At 60.4% G+C, this 16,363-nt stretch carries 16 protein-coding genes; 8 read left to right on the forward strand and 8 right to left on the reverse strand.

Annotated features, from left to right (window positions below; all coding sequences use genetic code 11):
* Nucleotides 1-356: 356 nt before the first annotated feature.
* Both DK871_RS23540 and DK871_RS23545 read right to left on the reverse strand, forming a co-directional pair.
* Nucleotides 357-809 carry a MarR family winged helix-turn-helix transcriptional regulator gene (locus tag DK871_RS23540; RefSeq protein ID WP_161906821.1) on the reverse strand — a complete coding sequence of 151 codons (453 nt, stop codon included), beginning with the start codon at nucleotides 807-809 and terminating at the stop codon, nucleotides 357-359.
* An 80-nt stretch (nucleotides 810-889) separates the two neighbouring features.
* Nucleotides 890-1,840, reverse strand: coding sequence for a LysR family transcriptional regulator (locus DK871_RS23545; RefSeq protein WP_056789308.1), 951 nt, complete (start codon nucleotides 1,838-1,840; stop codon nucleotides 890-892).
* Nucleotides 1,841-1,948: 108 nt separating this feature from the next.
* Between DK871_RS23545 and DK871_RS23550 the strand changes: the two genes are divergently transcribed.
* Nucleotides 1,949-2,698 carry a sulfite exporter TauE/SafE family protein gene (locus DK871_RS23550; RefSeq protein ID WP_161906822.1) on the forward strand — a complete coding sequence of 250 codons (750 nt, stop codon included), beginning with the start codon at nucleotides 1,949-1,951 and terminating at the stop codon, nucleotides 2,696-2,698.
* Here DK871_RS23550 and DK871_RS23555 read toward each other — a convergent pair.
* On the reverse strand, nucleotides 2,688-3,569 hold the full coding sequence (locus tag DK871_RS23555) for a LysR family transcriptional regulator (RefSeq protein ID WP_161906823.1): 882 nt from the start codon (nucleotides 3,567-3,569) through the stop codon (nucleotides 2,688-2,690). The genes DK871_RS23550 and DK871_RS23555 overlap by 11 nt on opposite strands.
* A gap of 70 nt (nucleotides 3,570-3,639) precedes the next feature.
* Between DK871_RS23555 and DK871_RS23560 the strand changes: the two genes are divergently transcribed.
* A complete protein-coding gene (locus DK871_RS23560; RefSeq protein ID WP_014717673.1) occupies nucleotides 3,640-3,846 on the forward strand; it encodes a DUF1127 domain-containing protein in 207 nt (68 codons plus the stop codon).
* A gap of 45 nt (nucleotides 3,847-3,891) precedes the next feature.
* The gene (locus DK871_RS23565) at nucleotides 3,892-5,121 is read left to right on the forward strand and encodes a winged helix-turn-helix domain-containing protein (RefSeq protein WP_161906824.1); all 1,230 of its coding nucleotides are present in this window, start codon (nucleotides 3,892-3,894) and stop codon (nucleotides 5,119-5,121) included.
* Between the two features lie 96 nt (nucleotides 5,122-5,217).
* On the opposite strand, the gene DK871_RS23570 is transcribed toward DK871_RS23565, so the two are convergent.
* The gene (locus DK871_RS23570; RefSeq protein WP_161906825.1) at nucleotides 5,218-6,564 is read right to left on the reverse strand and encodes a class II 3-deoxy-7-phosphoheptulonate synthase; all 1,347 of its coding nucleotides are present in this window, start codon (nucleotides 6,562-6,564) and stop codon (nucleotides 5,218-5,220) included.
* Between the two features lie 122 nt (nucleotides 6,565-6,686).
* Here DK871_RS23570 and DK871_RS23575 point away from each other — a divergent pair, with 122 nt between their 5' ends.
* The gene (locus tag DK871_RS23575) at nucleotides 6,687-7,442 is read left to right on the forward strand and encodes a spermidine synthase (RefSeq protein ID WP_003189897.1); all 756 of its coding nucleotides are present in this window, start codon (nucleotides 6,687-6,689) and stop codon (nucleotides 7,440-7,442) included.
* A 133-nt stretch (nucleotides 7,443-7,575) separates the two neighbouring features.
* On the opposite strand, the gene DK871_RS23580 is transcribed toward DK871_RS23575, so the two are convergent.
* Entirely contained in the window at nucleotides 7,576-8,367 is a 792-nt protein-coding gene (locus DK871_RS23580; protein ID WP_161906826.1) for a crotonase/enoyl-CoA hydratase family protein, read from the reverse strand.
* 423 nt (nucleotides 8,368-8,790) lie between these two features.
* Here DK871_RS23580 and DK871_RS23585 point away from each other — a divergent pair, with 423 nt between their 5' ends.
* Nucleotides 8,791-10,464, forward strand: a complete 1,674-nt coding sequence (locus DK871_RS23585; protein ID WP_003189900.1) for a DEAD/DEAH box helicase — start codon at nucleotides 8,791-8,793, stop codon at nucleotides 10,462-10,464.
* A 528-nt stretch (nucleotides 10,465-10,992) separates the two neighbouring features.
* Here DK871_RS23585 and DK871_RS23590 read toward each other — a convergent pair.
* A complete protein-coding gene (locus DK871_RS23590) occupies nucleotides 10,993-11,760 on the reverse strand; it encodes a class III extradiol ring-cleavage dioxygenase (protein WP_161906827.1) in 768 nt (255 codons plus the stop codon).
* A 103-nt stretch (nucleotides 11,761-11,863) separates the two neighbouring features.
* Between DK871_RS23590 and DK871_RS23595 the strand changes: the two genes are divergently transcribed.
* Nucleotides 11,864-12,520, forward strand: a complete 657-nt coding sequence (locus DK871_RS23595) for a thiopurine S-methyltransferase (RefSeq protein WP_161906828.1) — start codon at nucleotides 11,864-11,866, stop codon at nucleotides 12,518-12,520.
* Nucleotides 12,521-12,720: 200 nt separating this feature from the next.
* On the opposite strand, the gene htpX is transcribed toward DK871_RS23595, so the two are convergent.
* Nucleotides 12,721-13,608, reverse strand: coding sequence for a protease HtpX (htpX, locus tag DK871_RS23600; RefSeq protein WP_003189904.1), 888 nt, complete (start codon nucleotides 13,606-13,608; stop codon nucleotides 12,721-12,723).
* Between the two features lie 304 nt (nucleotides 13,609-13,912).
* Nucleotides 13,913-15,124, reverse strand: a complete 1,212-nt coding sequence (locus tag DK871_RS23605; protein WP_044273990.1) for a pyridoxal phosphate-dependent aminotransferase — start codon at nucleotides 15,122-15,124, stop codon at nucleotides 13,913-13,915.
* Between the two features lie 202 nt (nucleotides 15,125-15,326).
* Here DK871_RS23605 and msrB point away from each other — a divergent pair, with 202 nt between their 5' ends.
* Both msrB and DK871_RS23615 read left to right on the forward strand, forming a co-directional pair.
* Complete coding sequence (msrB, locus tag DK871_RS23610) at nucleotides 15,327-15,719, forward strand: peptide-methionine (R)-S-oxide reductase MsrB (protein ID WP_003189907.1); 393 nt, start codon at nucleotides 15,327-15,329, stop codon at nucleotides 15,717-15,719.
* A 151-nt stretch (nucleotides 15,720-15,870) separates the two neighbouring features.
* Nucleotides 15,871-16,356 carry a glutathione peroxidase gene (locus DK871_RS23615; RefSeq protein WP_014717681.1) on the forward strand — a complete coding sequence of 162 codons (486 nt, stop codon included), beginning with the start codon at nucleotides 15,871-15,873 and terminating at the stop codon, nucleotides 16,354-16,356.
* Nucleotides 16,357-16,363: the final 7 nt, after the last annotated feature.

Below are 16,363 nucleotides of genomic sequence, written 5' to 3' on the forward strand. Positions count from 1 at the left end.
AGCCCTTTTGGTTACTTTTGGGGCTCTTTTCCAAAAGTGACCCGCTGTCAGAGCGGAACCCTAAGTGGCCGTTACCGAAGGAATGGATATGTACACGGTCCAACTGTGTTGACTGTCAGGCCGCCTTCGCAGGCAAGCCAGCTCCCACATTTGGATCGCTGGGTGTCAGGTAGATAGGCGTCGGCTGTCAGGCCGTCACGGGAGCAAGCTCCCTCGCCACAGGTTTAGCGTCGCGCTGAAGTTATGCCGATACCTATGCTGCGATGACGGTGTATCAGTCAACGCATTGGTGACTGATGAATCGCAATCGCAGGCAAGCCAGCTCCCACTTCTGAGTGTGTGTAATGCTGGGGGTGTCAGAGGCTGGTTTGCAGATTAGCGCGCAGCGCGATCAGGTCGCCTTGCAGCTTGCGCAATTGCTCCAGCGCCATCCCGCTAGCGCCCAGGATGCATTGCGGAACATCCTTGGCCTCCTCCTGCAAGGCGCGCCCGGCGTCGGTCAGCTCCACCACCACCACCCGTTCATCTTCACGGCTGCGGGTGCGGCTGAGCAGGCCCTCGGCTTCCAGGCGCTTGAGCAGTGGCGTCATGGAGCCCGGGTCCGTCAGCAGGCGGCTGCTGATTTCGCTGACGGTCAACTCATCCTCTTCCCACAGCACCATCATGGCCAGGTATTGCGGGTAGGTCAGGCCGATGGCTTGGAGCAACGGCTTGTAGACCTTGGTCATCAGCAGTGAAGTGGAGTGCAGGGCGAAGCACAGCTGGTTGTCCAGCAATAGCGATTCGCAAGGATCAGGGTTTTTGCTCATGGTGGTACCTCGAAAAGCATGTCTGGGCTGGAATCTAGCGGGCAAATCTTTAATGCGCCAGGTAATTGTTGCCCTAGGCGTCAGACCAGGCCACTTTGCAATGCCAGATCCCAAGGCGGCACCGGGCTGAAACGGGATTTGAGGTATTCGAGCAGCAATCGGCTGCGGGCATTGGGCTGTTGTTCCAGGCGCAACGCATAGATGCCGGCGGTTTCCGGGCTGGGCAACCCGTCTTCACAAAACAGCGGCAACAGTTCCCCGCGCACCAGGTATTCACTGGCCAACCAGGTCGGCAGGTGAGCGATGCCCAGCCCGGCCAATGCACCCGAAAGCAGGGCTTCGGCATTGTTGGCGCTCATGCGGATGCGGCGGGGGCGATAGGTGGTGCGGCGCCCGTCCAGTTCGAAGCGCCAGGCGAACATGGGCGCCAGTCCGTCCCAGTCCAGGCCATCATGTTCGCTCAGCTCCCGAGGATGGGCCGGCGTGCCACGGCTTTTCAGGTACGCGGGGCTGGCACAGGCGATACGCACGATACTCGCCAACGGCGTAGCGATCAGCCGGGAGTCGACGATATGCCCGGCGCGCAATACCAGGTCGACCTTGCCCAAATGCGCGCCCTGCATATCGACAAAGCTGTCGATCAAGTGCAGGTGCACGTCCAGGCCGGGATACAGGCTCAAAAAGTCCGCAATGACCGGCGCCAGGTGCCGGCGGCCGAATGCTGCGGGCGCATCGACCCGGATCAACCCTTCCGGCGCATGGCTCAGTGAGACGGCTTCGGCTCGCGCCAACTGCAACTCGCTGACAATCCGTCGCGCCCGCTCGGCAAAGGCCAAGCCCGCTGAGGTGGGCACCACCGCATGGGTGCTGCGCTGGAACAGGCGGCTGCCCACTGAGTTCTCCAGGCTGTCAATGCGCCGGGCCACGGCGGAAGGTGTCAGCGGATGACGGCGCGCGGCGGCGGAAAAACTGCCGGTTTCCAGTACATCCAGAAACAGGCTCAGTTGGTCGGTCAAGGTGTTGGGGTTCATGGCTCAACGCTTATGCGAGATTGGCACAGCCATTGTGCGTTGCTGTGCGTTTCCGCGCCAGGGCCGACTGCGTAGCATGCCAATCATGGAATTGCGGAGTAACGAGCGGTGTGGGATTTAGTGATGTACCTGGCATTGGGCGCGGCGTTGGGCACCGTGGGTGGGCTGTTTGGCATTGGCGGCGGGCTGATTGCTATCCCGGTACTGGGCGTGTTGTTCGGTCTGGATCAACAAATTGCGCAGGGCACCGCTTTGGTGATGGTAGTGCCGAACGTGATGCTCGCCCTGTGGCGCTATCACCAGCGTAACCGCATCGACTTGCGTCACGCCTTACCTCTGGGTGTGACCGGCTTTTGCTTTGCCTGGCTGGGGTCGATCTGGGCGGTGGGGCTGGATGCGGGCGCCATGCGCATTGGGTTTATTGCCTTCTTGGTGGCGCTGTCTGCCTACAACCTGCTGCGCATGTTCACTCGCAACGCGCCGCCCACCGCGCAAATGCGTTATTCCTGGCCCTGGCTTGGCGTCCTGGGCGCGGCATCCGGTTCCATGGGCGGGCTGTTCGGAGTCGGCGGCGCGGTGGTCGCCACGCCGGTACTCACCAGTGTCTTCGGCACTACTCAGGTGGTCGCCCAAGGCTTGTCGTTGGCCTTGGCGTTGCCTAGCACCGGTGTGACCCTGGTCACCTATGCCTGGCACCACGAGGTGGACTGGATGATCGGCCTGCCGCTCGCGGTAGGTGGCCTGCTGAGTATCAGTTGGGGCGTGAAAGTGGCCCATGCCTTGCCGGAGCGCCTGTTGCGCGGCCTGTTCTGTGGCTTTTTGGTGGTGTGCGCGGTGATGCTGACCTTTAAAGTTTGAAGCCTTCGACGATGTAGTCTGCCAGGCATTCGGTGATCGGCGACGTCATCTGCGGGTTACGCAGCAGGCGCAGGTTCATCGACGGCAAAGGCGGGAAGCCTTCGTCGCTGCCGAGCACGCGCAGGTCGTCGGTGACCAGGCTTTCCATGCTGACCATCGCCGCCAGGCCCGCACTGACCACCGCCAGGATCGCTGCTCCGTTAGAGCTGTGATAGGCCAGGCGATAGTCTCGCCCAGCCGTGTCTAGTGCGGCACGTGCCCAATGGGTGTACAGGCACTCGTCGCCGGACACCGCCAGGGGCAGGGCATCGTGCTCCTCCACACAAAAGCACGGCGATGCTGCCCACACCATGCGTTCGGTACGCAATAACTCACCCAGATCGTTGCCGGGCTCGCGGCTGATCACGGTCAGCGCCAGGTCCCGCCGCTGCATCAATACGGTCGATGCTTCGCAGTGCATTTCAATCTGAATCAGCGGGTAGGCTTTGGAGAACTGCTTCAGGATGCCTGGCAGAAAACGCATCACATAGTCATCCGGCGTGCCGATGCGCACCAACCCCACCATATGCGGCTCGCGCAGGGTATTGAACACCTCGCTGTGCAATTTCAGGATGCGCCGCGCATAACCCAGCAGCACTTGGCCTTCGGGCGTGAGCCGTACCTGCCGGCCATCGCGCTCGAACAGTTTGCGCTGCAGCACGTCTTCTTCCAGGCGCTTCATCTGCATGCTCACCGCCGATTGAGTGCGGTTGACCTGCTCGCCGGCGCGGGTGAAACCGCCCTGGTCGGCGATCGCGACGAAGGTGCGCAGCACGTCTGTGTCGATGCTGGGATAGGCGGACAATTGATCAATCTCCGAGATGTATTGCATAAGAAACATTCGTTGGATTGATCATAATGCCAGGCACACACTGTCGTCATCCCCACTGGAGGGCGAGAAGATGAAAGGTCAAAAAGGTTTCATATCGACGGATAAATGGCCGTTTGCCGGGCTGTTTCACACATTCGCGCGTTGGCAGCTATTGCATCAGGAGCGCCAGATGCTGGCGACCCTGAGCGATGACGCACTCAAGGACATCGGGCTCAATCGCGCCGACGTCGCGCAGGAAAGCCATCGGCATTTCTGGGAAGACCCGCTGCGCAAATAAGCCCGGATGCAGTAGGGTAGGGGGCGAGCTTCTATGGAGATTGCCATGCCCGCCGACCTGTGTTTTTCACTCAAGCAAGCTCGACGCATGGCGCTGGCAGCCCAGGGGTTTTCCGGGCGCCAGGCGCCTGCACAGATAAAGGCCGCGCACCTCAACCGCTTGATTGAACGCCTGGGCGTTTTACAGATCGACTCGGTCAATGCGTTGGTGCGTTCCCACTACCTGCCCGTGTTTTCCCGCCTTGGTTCTTATTCCCCGTCAATTCTTGAGCAAGCCGCCTGGAGCCAGGGGCGGCGGCGTTCTCTGTTCGAATACTGGGGGCATGAGGCGTCGCTGCTGCCCATGGCGCTGTACCCGCTGATGGGTTGGCGCATGGAGCGCGCCCGGCAAGGGCAGGGGATCTATGCGCAAATGGCGCGTTTTGGCCGTGAACAGCAGGCGACGATCCAGCGCGTGTTGCGCACCGTCGAACAGCAGGGCGCCTTGGGGGCCGGCAGCTTGTCGACCCGCGAGGAGCGTGCCGGGCCCTGGTGGGACTGGAGTGATGAAAAGCACGCGCTGGAATGGCTGTTCGCCGCAGGCTTGGTCACGGTTGCCGGTCGTCGAGGGTTCGAGCGGCTCTATGATTTACCCGAGCGCGTTATCCCCACCGAGGTGCTCAATGTCTCCATGGGTGAGGCTCAAGCGCAGCGCGGCTTGCTGTTGCACAGTGCGACGGCATTGGGTGTCGCCACCGAAAAAGACCTGCGCGATTATTTTCGCCTCGACCCCGCCGACAGCCGCAACCGCTTGGCCGAGCTGGTCGAGGATGGGCAACTGCTGGCGTGCCAGGTGCGGGGCTGGAAGCAACCCGCGTATTGCCTGGCGCAGCCGAAACTGCCACGCAACGTACCGGCCAGCGCATTGTTGTCACCGTTCGATTCGCTGATATGGGAGCGCAGCCGCACCGAGCGCCTGTTCGACTTTCGCTATCGGCTGGAGATCTACACCCCGCAAGAAAAGCGCGTGTATGGCTATTACGTGCTGCCGTTTCTGCACAACGAGCGCATTGCCGCGCGCGTCGACCTGCGGGCCGAGCGTGCCCATGGGCGCCTGGCCGTGCATGCCGTGCACGAGGAAGAACCTGGGCTGGATGAGGAAGGCATGCTGGCGCTGGCATTGAACCTACGCAAAATGGCCGACTGGCTAGGGCTGGAACAGGTTCAGCTCAATTGCCAGCGGCCCAGTGCTGCCGGTTTAAGGGCGGCGATGCTGAACCGAGATACCAACCTTTAAACCTCTATCGCGGGCAAGCCCGGCTCCCACAGAGAAACGCGTTCAAATGTGGGAGCCGGGCTTGCCCGCGATGGCGTCATCCCGGTCGACAAAACGTCAGCGTTTAACCTGTTTCAGGGTCTCGGCAATCAGAAACGCCAGCTCCAGCGACTGATCGGCATTCATCCGTGGGTCGCAATGGGTGTGATAGCGGTCTGACAGGCCATCTTCGGTGATCGGCCGTGCGCCGCCGATGCATTCGGTGACGTTCTGCCCGGTCATCTCGATATGGATCCCGCCAGCATAGGTGCCTTCTGCCTGGTGCACCTGGAAGAAATCCTTCACTTCGCCAAGGATCTGCGCAAAGTCGCGGGTCTTGTAACCACTGCTGGCCTTGATGGTGTTGCCGTGCATCGGGTCGCAGCTCCACAGCACTTGCTTGCCTTCGCGCTGTACGGCGCGGATCAGGTTGGGCAGGTGGTCGCCGACCTTGCCTGCGCCCATGCGGGCGATGAGGTTGAGGCGGCCGGGGTCGTTATCTGGGTTGAGGATGTCGATCAGGCGGATCAGGTCGTCCGGGTTCATGCTCGGTCCGACTTTCACGCCGATCGGGTTGTTCACCCCGCGCAGGAACTCGACATGGGCGCCGTCCAACTGACGGGTGCGGTCGCCGATCCACAGCATATGCGCTGAGCAGTCGTAGTAGTCGTTGGTCAGGCTGTCGCGGCGTACGAAGGCTTGTTCATAATTGAGCAGCAACGCTTCATGGGCAGTGAAGAAGCTGGTTTCGCGCAATTGCGGCGAGCTGTCCATACCACAGGCGCGCATAAAGGCCAGGGTTTCGTCGATGCGGTCGGCCAGTTGGCTGTACTTTTCGGCGAGGGCTGAGTTGGCGATGAAATCCAGGTTCCACTTGTGCACTTGGTGCAGGTCAGCGAAACCGCCCTGGGCAAAGGCGCGCAGCAGGTTGAGGGTGGCGGTGGACTGGTGGTAGGACTGCAGCAGGCGGTCCGGGTCTGGCACGCGGCTTTTTTCGTCGAAGCCGATGCCGTTGACGATATCGCCACGGTAGGCGGGCAGGGTGATGCCGTCGATGGTTTCATCGTTGGCCGAGCGTGGCTTGGCGAACTGACCGGCCATGCGCCCGACTTTCACCACCGGGCAACCGGCGGCGAAGGTCATGACAATAGCCATCTGCAGCAGCACCTTGAAGGTGTCGCGGATCTTCGCGGCGGAAAACTCGGCAAAGCTTTCGGCGCAATCGCCACCTTGTAGCAGGAAGGCACGGCCCTGGGTCACTTCGGCAAACTGACGGCGCAACTCGCGGGCTTCCCCGGCAAACACCAGGGGCGGGTAGCTCGCCAGGCTTTGTTCCACTTGCAGCAAGTGGGCAGCGTCCGGGTATCGGGGTTGCTGCTGGATCGGCAGGGCTCGCCAGCTATCGGGGCTCCAGGGTTGGCTCATCATGAACTCGTTTGCGGTGGATGTCGGGGCGTCAATGTTAGCAGCAATTAGTACGTGACCTGTGGCTGCCGCTTGGCCGACAATCGCGCCTTTGTCGTGCGGTAGACCCTTTAGGAGTAGTGATGAGCGAGGAGCGTGTCGAGCGCCTGCTGGCCGAAGTCCATGATGAATTCGGCATGATCCGTGTGCTTGAAGTGGCGGATTACCGCTTTCTCGAATTCGGCGATGCCATTGAGCAAAGCTGTGTATTCACCGCTGACCCCAGCTGGCTGGAGTACGACTATACCCGCGCGATGCTGATCGGTGCGTTGTGCCATGAGCAGCCGGAGAGCGCTTTGTTTCTCGGCCTGGGCGCGGGCACGTTGACCCAGGCGTGCCTCAAGTTCCTGGCGCTGGACGATGTCGAAGCCATTGAACTGCGCCCCGATGTACCGCGCCTGGCGATTGAATATCTGGGGCTGGATGACGATCCGCGCTTGTACATACGCATTGGTGACGCGCTGCAATTGCTCGACAGTGCCGAATCGGCCGATCTGATTTTCGTCGACCTCTACACCGATGTCGGCCCGGGCGTGGGGCATCTGGCCTGGACCTTTCTGGAAAACTGCCAGAAGAAACTCAACCCCGGCGGCTGGCTGGTGATCAACCAGTGGGCCACCGATGATGGCAAACCGCTGGGGGCGGCGTTGCTGCGTGGGTTGTACCACCGGCATTACTGGGAGCTGCCGGTGAAGGAGGGCAATGTGATTCTGTTGGTGCCTTCGGAGTTGGATCAGGAGCTGGACCTGGAGGCGCTGTCAGCCCGCGCCGAAGCCTTGGCGCCACGGTTGGGGTATTCGTTGCAGCCGTTGATCAAGGCGATTCGGCCGGCTACCTAGTTGCCGGTTCGGACGCTTTCGCGGGCAAGCCCGCTCCTACAGGGGATTGCATTTCAACAGAGAATGCAATTCAGCTGTAGGAGCGGGCTTGCCCGCGAAGAGGCCCTCACTGCCGACGGCTAATTCAGTTCGTTCAAATCCCCTTGAACACCCCCGGCCGCTTCTCGACCATCGCCCGAACACCCTCCTTGGCATCCTCACTGTTAAGCAGTTTATCCACCATGGGCGGCAGAGCGGCGGCTGCGACAGCTTCGCCTTCCATCCGTGCCAGCCGCGCCGACATCAACGTGGCCTGCACACCCAGCGGTGCCTGGCGCGCAATGCGGTTCGCCAACTCGATGGCGCGGGGCAACAGGTCTTCACTGGCCATCACTTCCTGCACCAACCCCAGGCGCAGGGCTTCATGGGCATCGAATTCGTCGCCAGTGAGTAGCCAGCGCATCGCATTGCCCCAGCCGGCAATCTGATGAAAGCGCAATGTCGCGCCGCCAAATGGAAAGATCCCACGTTGAACTTCCATCTGGGCAAAGCGGGTATTGCTGGCGCAGAGGTTGATATCCGCCGCCAGCATCAATTCGATACCGATCGTCAGGCAATAACCCTGGGCGGCGACGATCACCGGCTTGCTTACGCGCAGGCCGGCAAACACCCCCCACGGGTCGCACCCTCCCAACGGCGGTTGCCAGCCGCCCGCCATCACGCTGCTGACATTGGCCAGGTCCAGCCCGGCCGTGAAGTGATCGCCATGGGCAAACACCACGGCCACCCGAGCGTCATCGTTTCGATCAAATTCGCCATAGGCCAGGCTCAGCGCATTGAGCAAATCCAGGTCGAAGGCGTTGCGTTTGGCCACACGGTCCAGGCCCAGCAATAGAACATGGCCCTCAAGTGCGCGGCTGACACGGCTACTGCTGGCTTGATTCATGGGGTGTGCCCTCGGGGCGCGGGTAGGTATTCAGACCAAAGGGTCTCAAACATTGGGTGAACCGTTTAAGCGTGATGACCAACAGGGCCGGGCCTTTGAAAAATAGACCCTGGCGCACGGATCTGCAAAGGGTGTGACGCAGTGCGGTTTATCGGTGCCTGGCGAGAAAAAAAGCTCCCTTTTTCAGCTATTTCCGGTATAGTGCGCGCCGGCCTTTAACCGGGCCGCGTTTAGGTAGCGCAATTCCCCGAAGTCAGCTTCGGCTGCACGTCCGCACAGCGGACTCTCCCTTGACGAATCTTTTTCATTCATTCGTTTTCGCAAATCCCCGCCGACAAAGCAGCCAGGGCGACTCTTGAGTCTCAACACGGCATGCGCAGCTTTGGAGCATGGGTCTTTGCGGATGCACTTAGAGGCAGACCCATGACCCAGGAAACCGGCGGCTTCGCCGCTTTTAATCTTAACCCGAATATTCTTGCAGCCGTCGCAGCGACCGGCTACGAAGAACCTTCGGCGATTCAGCAGCAATCGATCCCGATCATCATGGCCGGTAAGGACATGATTGGCCAGGCGCAAACCGGTACCGGTAAAACCGCCGCGTTCGCTCTGCCTATTCTGCATTGCATCGATCCTGCCAAGCGCGAGCCGCAAGCCCTGATCCTGGCGCCAACCCGTGAGTTGGCGCTGCAAGTAGCAACCGCCTTTGAAACCTACGCCAAGCAAATGCCGGGTGTAACTGTTGTGGCCGTTTACGGCGGCGCGCCTATGGGCCCACAACTCAAGGCAATCCGTAATGGCGCACAGATTGTTGTCGCCACTCCGGGCCGTCTGTGCGACCACCTGCGTCGTGACGAAAAAGTCCTGTCGACCGTGAACCACCTGGTTCTGGACGAAGCTGACGAAATGTTGAAGCTGGGCTTCATGGATGACCTGGAAGTCATCTTCAAGGCACTGCCAGCGACCCGTCAGACTGTACTGTTCTCGGCCACCCTGCCGCAGTCCATCCGTGCCATTGCCGAACGCCACCTGCGCGATCCGGAGCACGTGAAGATCCAGACCAAGACCCAGACCGTTACCGCGATCGAACAGGCTCACCTGTTGGTTCACGCTGACCAGAAGACCTCGGCTGTATTGAGCCTGCTGGAAGTCGAAGACTTCGACGCCCTGATCATGTTCGTGCGCACCAAGCAAGCGACCCTGGACCTGGCCAGCGCCCTGGAAGCCAAAGGCTACAAAGCCGCTGCGCTGAACGGTGACATTGCCCAGAACCAACGTGAGCGCGTGATCGACTCCCTCAAGGATGGCCGTCTGGACATCGTTGTGGCGACCGACGTTGCCGCCCGTGGCCTCGACGTTCCACGTATCACCCACGTGTTCAACGTTGACATGCCTTACGATCCAGAGTCCTACGTTCACCGTATCGGCCGTACTGGCCGTGCCGGTCGCGAAGGTCGTGCACTGCTGCTGGTGACTCCACGTGAGCGCCGCATGCTGCAAGTGATCGAGCGTGTTACCGGTCAGAAAGTTGCCGAAGTCCGCCTGCCGGATGCTCAGGCCGTTCTCGATGCGCGCATCAAGAAACTGACCAACAGCCTGGCGCCACTGGTGGCTGACGCTGAATCGACCCACGGCGACCTGCTGGACCGCCTGACCGCCGATATCGGTTGCACCCCGCGTGCCCTGGCTGCAGCCCTGCTGCGCAAAGCCACCAACGGTCAAGCCCTGACCCTGGCAGCCATCGAGAAAGAACGTCCACTGGTTCCGAACAGCGCGCCACGCGGTGATCGTCCAGAGCGTTCCGGTGACCGTCCAGACCGCGGCGACCGCGAGCGTCGTGCTCCAGTGCCATTGGCTGAAGGCCGTGCTCGTTGCCGTACCGCGCTGGGTGCGCGTGATGGTATCGCTGCCAAGAACCTGCTGGGCGCTATCCTCAACGAGGGTGGCCTGGCGCGTGAAGCCATCGGTCGTATCCAGGTGCGTGACAGCTTCTCCCTGGTGGAGCTGCCGGAAGACGGGTTGGAAAAATTGCTGACCAAGCTCAAAGACACTCGCGTTGCCGGTAAGCAGCTCAAGCTGCGTCGCTACCGCGAAGATTGATCCGCCCTTGGGCTGATTGATCGCACATAAAAAATCCCCGACTGGTTCGGGGATTTTTTTTGCCTCCTGTTTTAGTCTTCGACGCGATCAACTGTGGGAGCTGGGTTGCCTGCGATGGCGGCCTAACAGTCAACACAGTTGGTTTGTGTACATATCCATTGCTGCGGTAACGGCCACTTAGGGTTCCGCCTGACGGCGGGTCACTTTGGAAAAGAGCCGGAATGCCGGCCCAGCCCAAAGTAACCAAAGGGCTCTTGCCCCACCACTCGGCACCTCGCTTTGGCTCGGTGTGCCCGAACGCAGGCTTGAATCCGTGGGCCGCCGCCACGCGCCATCCATGGCGCGGGGCGGCTAACCCGGCGTCCTGCCGGGTTACCCACGAATTCAAGCCTGCGTTCGGCCAGCGTGGTTTAACGGGGCGCCTGAGATCAAGATCACAAGCAGATCAAGATCAAGAGCGACTCGCTTCGCATCGTGGTTACCGTCGGCGGTTATTGCAGTAAGCCAGCTTCTAAAGGTATGACGGTGTCAGCCAAAGCGATAGATATCCATGCCCAGCGCGCCCAGTGTGAAGCCTTGGTGCACCACGCTGAAATCTGCGCCCGCACCCCGCGCAAAGTACAGTGGCAGCAAATGCTCATCGCTGGGATGGCTGCGCACGGCATGGGGCGCCTGGCGGCGATAGTCATGCAGGGCGGCGTCGTCATTGGCCGCCAGTCTGTCGACTACCCAGTCGCGAAACTCGCGCGCCCACGGTGTGATCGTTTCCGGCCCTGCGCGCCAGTCCAGTTCGCCCAGATTATGGGTGATGCTGCCGGAGCCGATCAGCAGCACACCCTGTTCGCGCAGGCTGGCGAGCGCATGCCCCACGCGGGTTTGCAGGGCGGGGCCCAGGCGGCTGGGCAGCGAGACTTGCACCACTGGAATGTCTGCTGCCGGGTACATCAGCGACAGCGGGACCCAGGTGCCGTGGTCAAAGGGGCGTTGCTCGTCAACACGAGCAGCAAGCCCGTCGGCGTGCAGCAATTCGACGATCTCACTGGCCAGTTGTGGGTCACCCGGCGCGGGGTATTGCACCGCAAACAGCTCGCGGGGAAAGCCGCCGAAGTCGTGCCAGGTTTCGGGTGCAGCGCTGCCGCTGACCAGCAATTCCGGGCTTTCCCAATGCGCCGACACCACCACAATGGCTTTGGGCCGTGGCAGCTCGGCAGCCAGGCGCTGCAGCGCAGGGCCGCTGGCGCCGGGTTGCAAGGCCAGCATGGGCGAGCCGTGGGAGATAAACAGGCTGGGGAGCATGAGCAGGGTCCTGAGGGTTAAGATGGAGCCATCTTCAATCAGATCATCGATCTAAATCTAATATAAGTTTTAGCGTCTTTTGATCGAATTTTCGGAGTGATTCATGCAGCCTGAATTTTGGCAGGACCGCTGGGCGAGCAATCAGATTGGTTTCCACCAGCGTGAGGTCAATCCCTATTTGCAACGGCACTGGCCCGTGCTGGGGTTGCCCGAGGGGGCAAAGGTGCTGGTGCCGTTGTGTGGCAAAAGCGTGGACTTGGTATGGCTCAAGAGCCAGGGGCACCCGGTAATGGGCGTGGAGCTATCGGAGCAGGCGGTTGAGGCGTTCTTCAGCGAGCAGGGGCTTGTGCCGCACGTCAGTCAGCAGGGCGCCTTCAAGGTCTATCAGGCGGGCCAGATCGAACTGTGGTGTGGCGATTTTTTCCGCCTGGATGCCGAGGCGGTGGCCGGTTGCCGCGGCGTATATGATCGTGCAGCGTTGATCGCATTGCCGCCGCTGATGCGTGCGCAATACGCCGAGCACCTGAATGCCTTGCTTGCGTCAGGCTGCCAGGGGATGCTGATTACCGTCGATTACGACCAGGCGCAGAAGGCCGGCCCACCTTTTGCTGTTACGGACGAGGAAGTGCAGTTGCTGCTGGGGTCGTATTGGGCGTTGGAGCGGCTGGAGGAGCGGGACATTCTGGCGGAGAGCGGGAAGTTCCTGCAGGACGGTGTTACCCACCTTGAAGAGCGTGCTTATCGGCTGACCAGGCGCTAAAAGGGCTTTTGCTTTTTTGTAGGAGCGAGGGGGACGCCTAGTTCTTGCTCGCGAAAAACGTCGACGATAACGCGGGGCTCCTGAATGAACGCGGCGCCTGTGAGTTTTTCGCGAGCAAGCTCGCTCCTACGCAGAGCGGTGAAAATCAGCAGGCACAAAAAAGGGGCGATTAGATCGCCCCTTGTTGAGTCATCCGGCTATCAGCCCCGGCGACGCAGGGCGTCAATCCGCTCTTCCAGCGGCGGGTGGCTCATGAACAAGCGAGCCAGGCCCTGCTTGATGCCACCGTTGATGCCGAAGGCGGTCAGGCTGTCGGGCATATGTACTGGCAGGCCTTGTTCGGAGCGCAAGCGTTGCAGCGCGCCGATCATTGCGCTGGTGCCCGCCAGGCGTGCGCCGGCTTCATCTGCGCGGAACTCGCGTTTGCGTGAGAACCACATCACGATGGCGCTGGCCAGGAAGCCCAGGACCAGTTCGGCGAAAATGGTCGCCACGAAGTAGGCAATGCCACGGCCTTCTTCGTTCTTGAAAATGACCTTGTCGACGAAGTTGCCGATGATCCGCGCAAAGAACATCACGAAGGTGTTCACCACGCCTTGTACCAGCGCCAGGGTGACCATGTCGCCGTTGGCTACGTGGCCGATCTCGTGGGCCAGCACCGCCTTGACTTCATCGGGCGAAAACCGCTCCAGCAGGCCCTGGCTCACGGCCACCAGTGCGTCGTTCTTGTTCCAGCCGGTCGCAAAGGCGTTAGCCTCATAAGCAGGAAAAATCCCCACTTCGGGCATTTTGATGCCTGCCTCTTGAGACAACTGCTCCACGGTTTGCATCAGCCATTGTTCATGGCGAGTGCGGGGTTGAGTGATGATCTGGGTGCTGGTGCTCATCTTCGCCATCCACTTGGAGATGAACAGCGAGAACAGCGAACCGGCAAAACCAAAGACCGCACAGAAAATCAGCAGCTGATTGAGGTTCAGATCAACCCCATTGGCCGCCATGAACCCGTTGAAGCCAAAAAGGCTCAGGGTGACGCTGGCAATCAGTACGACCGCCAGGTTAGTGGCCAAGAACAGCAGGATGCGCATCATGGTTGTAGAATTCTCCTCATGCTTAATATGTCGCTCACTGCGGGGTATATAAGGTGCGGCATGGGGTGATTCAACCGGGGGACTATTTCAAACTGTGTCCTACACCTCGGGCGTAGGGCCTTGAAGGGATTTTCCCACCTGTATTGTCAGCCTTGATCGACCCGATGCTACCCCGTCGCCCCGTGATTATAGGGGGTACGTCATCGGCAGAGGCCAAATGAAGTACAACCGCAAGTAAGTGACACAGAAGTGTTGCTAGATAATCGCTGTACGACCCTTTGTGAGTCGTACAGCGTCAATGGCCTTACTGGCGATAGGACTTCAGGAAGTTGCCGATGCGACCAATGGCCATTTCCAGGTCATCCACGCGTGGCAAGGTCACCACGCGGAAGTGATCCGGCCACGGCCAGTTGAAGGCGGTGCCTTGCACGACCAGCAGTTTTTCTGACAGCAGCAGGTCGAGCACGAACTTCTCATCGTTGAGGATCGGGCAGACTTTCGGGTCGATCCGCGGGAACGCATAAAGCGCGCCCATGGGCTTTACACAGCTCACGCCGGGGATAGCGTTGAGCAATTCCCAGGTGCGGTTACGCTGCTCCAGCAAGCGGCCTTGGGGCAGGATCAGGTCATTGATGCTCTGGTAACCGCCCAGGGCGGTCTGGATCGCGTGCTGGCTTGGCACGTTGGCGCACAGGCGCATGTTGGCCAGCATGTCGATGCCTTCGATGTAGCTTTGCGCGTTGTGCTTGGGCCCGGAGATGGCGATCCAGCCGGAGCGGAAACCCGCCACGCGGTAGGACTTGGACAGGCCATTGAAGGTCAGGCACAGCAGGTCCGGGGCCAGGGAGGCGGTGCAGATATGCACGGCGTCATCGTAGAGGATCTTGTCGTAGATCTCGTCGGAGAACACCACCAGGTTGTGCTGGCGTGCCAGTTCCAGCATGCCCAGCAGCACTTCTCTGGAGTACACGGCGCCGGTGGGGTTGTTCGGGTTGATGATCACCAGGGCCTTGGTGTTGGGGGTGATCTTGGCCTTGATGTCGGCCAGGTCCGGGAACCAGTCGGCGCCTTCATCACACAGGTAATGCACCGGATGGCCGCCCGCCAGGGTCACGGCGGCGGTCCACAATGGGTAATCCGGGGCTGGCACCAGCACCTCATCGCCATTGTTGAGCAATGCCTGCATGGACATCACGATCAACTCGGACACGCCGTTGCCCAGGTAGATGTCCTCGATGCCAACGCCTTCGACCTGCTTCTGCTGGTAGTACTGCATCACCGCCTTGCGCGCGCTGAACAGGCCCTTGGAATCGCTGTAACCCTGGGCGGTCGGCAGGTTGCGGATCACATCCTGGAGGATTTCGTCCGGGGCTTCGAAACCAAACGGCGCCGGGTTGCCAATGTTCAGCTTGAGGATGCGATGGCCTTCCTCTTCCAGGCGTTTGGCGTGCTTGAGCACTGGGCCGCGAATGTCGTAGCAGACGTTGGCGAGCTTGTTCGATTTGCTGACCTGCATGGCGATGTGATCCTGAAAATGAACGATCCCGACGGCGTAGGCACTACCGTAGGGTGAAGCCTGCACGGCCCGCACCCATAAATACGTTTGAATGCCGACGGCGCGGGTGCCAGACTGGCGTTTTGAAGAGGCGCAATCATACGTGCCGCCTGATCCATGGAAAAGACACAGATCAGGGTTTTTCAGTTGCCGAGGTGTACCGATGGATAAGTTGCAGAAAACTGTAGACGAATGGAAGGCGATGCTCGATCCGGAGCAGTACAACGTGTGCCGTCTCAAGGGTACCGAGCGACCGTTCAGCGGCAAGTACAACGCCACCAAGACCGACGGCGTCTACCACTGCATCTGCTGCAACGAGCCGCTGTTCGATTCCAAGGCCAAGTTTGATTCCGGCTGCGGTTGGCCCAGCTTCTATGAGCCGATTGCCGATAGCGCAATGGTCGAGATCCGCGACGTCAGCCACGGCATGATTCGCACCGAAGTCACCTGCGCCAAATGTGATGCACACCTGGGGCATGTGTTCCCGGACGGTCCGCCGCCGACGGGCCTGCGCTACTGCATCAACTCGGTATGCCTGGACCTGGTACCGCGCTAGGCTCGCATAGTCCCTGTAGGAGCGAGCTTGCTCGCGAAAAACGTCAACGATAACGCGGGGCGCCTGAATGAACGCGGCGTCTGGGAGTTTTTCGCGAGCAAGCTCGCTCCTACAAGAATAAGGTTCTTTTCCGCTGACTTGAGGCATTGCCATGAGCGACTCCCTGCTGAGCATCCCTTGCACCACCATCAAGGGTGAACAAAAGACCTTGGCCGATTTTGCCGGCAAGGCCATTCTGGTGGTCAACACCGCCAGCAAATGCGGCTTCACCCCGCAGTACAAGGGCCTCGAGCAACTTTGGCAGCAATACAAGGACCAGGGCCTGGTGGTGCTCGGCTTTCCCTGCAACCAGTTCGGCAAGCAGGAACCGGGCAACGAAGGTGCGATATCCGAGTTTTGCGAGCTGAATTTCGGCGTCAGTTTTCCGCTGTTCAAGAAGATCGACGTCAATGGCAGCGATGCCCACCCGTTGTTCGTGCAGTTGAAAAAACAGGCCCCAGGGCTATTGGGTTCCAAGAACATCAAGTGGAACTTCACCAAGTTTCTCATCGGCCGTGATGGCCAGCAGGTCAAGCGTTTTGCGCCAACCACCAAGCCCCAGGACTTGACCCAGGAGATCGAAGCTCTGCTCAAGTGAGCTGGGC

Origin of the sequence: Pseudomonas sp. L13, from assembly GCF_009935965.1 — a bacterium.
Classification (GTDB): Bacteria; Pseudomonadota; Gammaproteobacteria; order Pseudomonadales; family Pseudomonadaceae; genus Aquipseudomonas; species Aquipseudomonas lactis.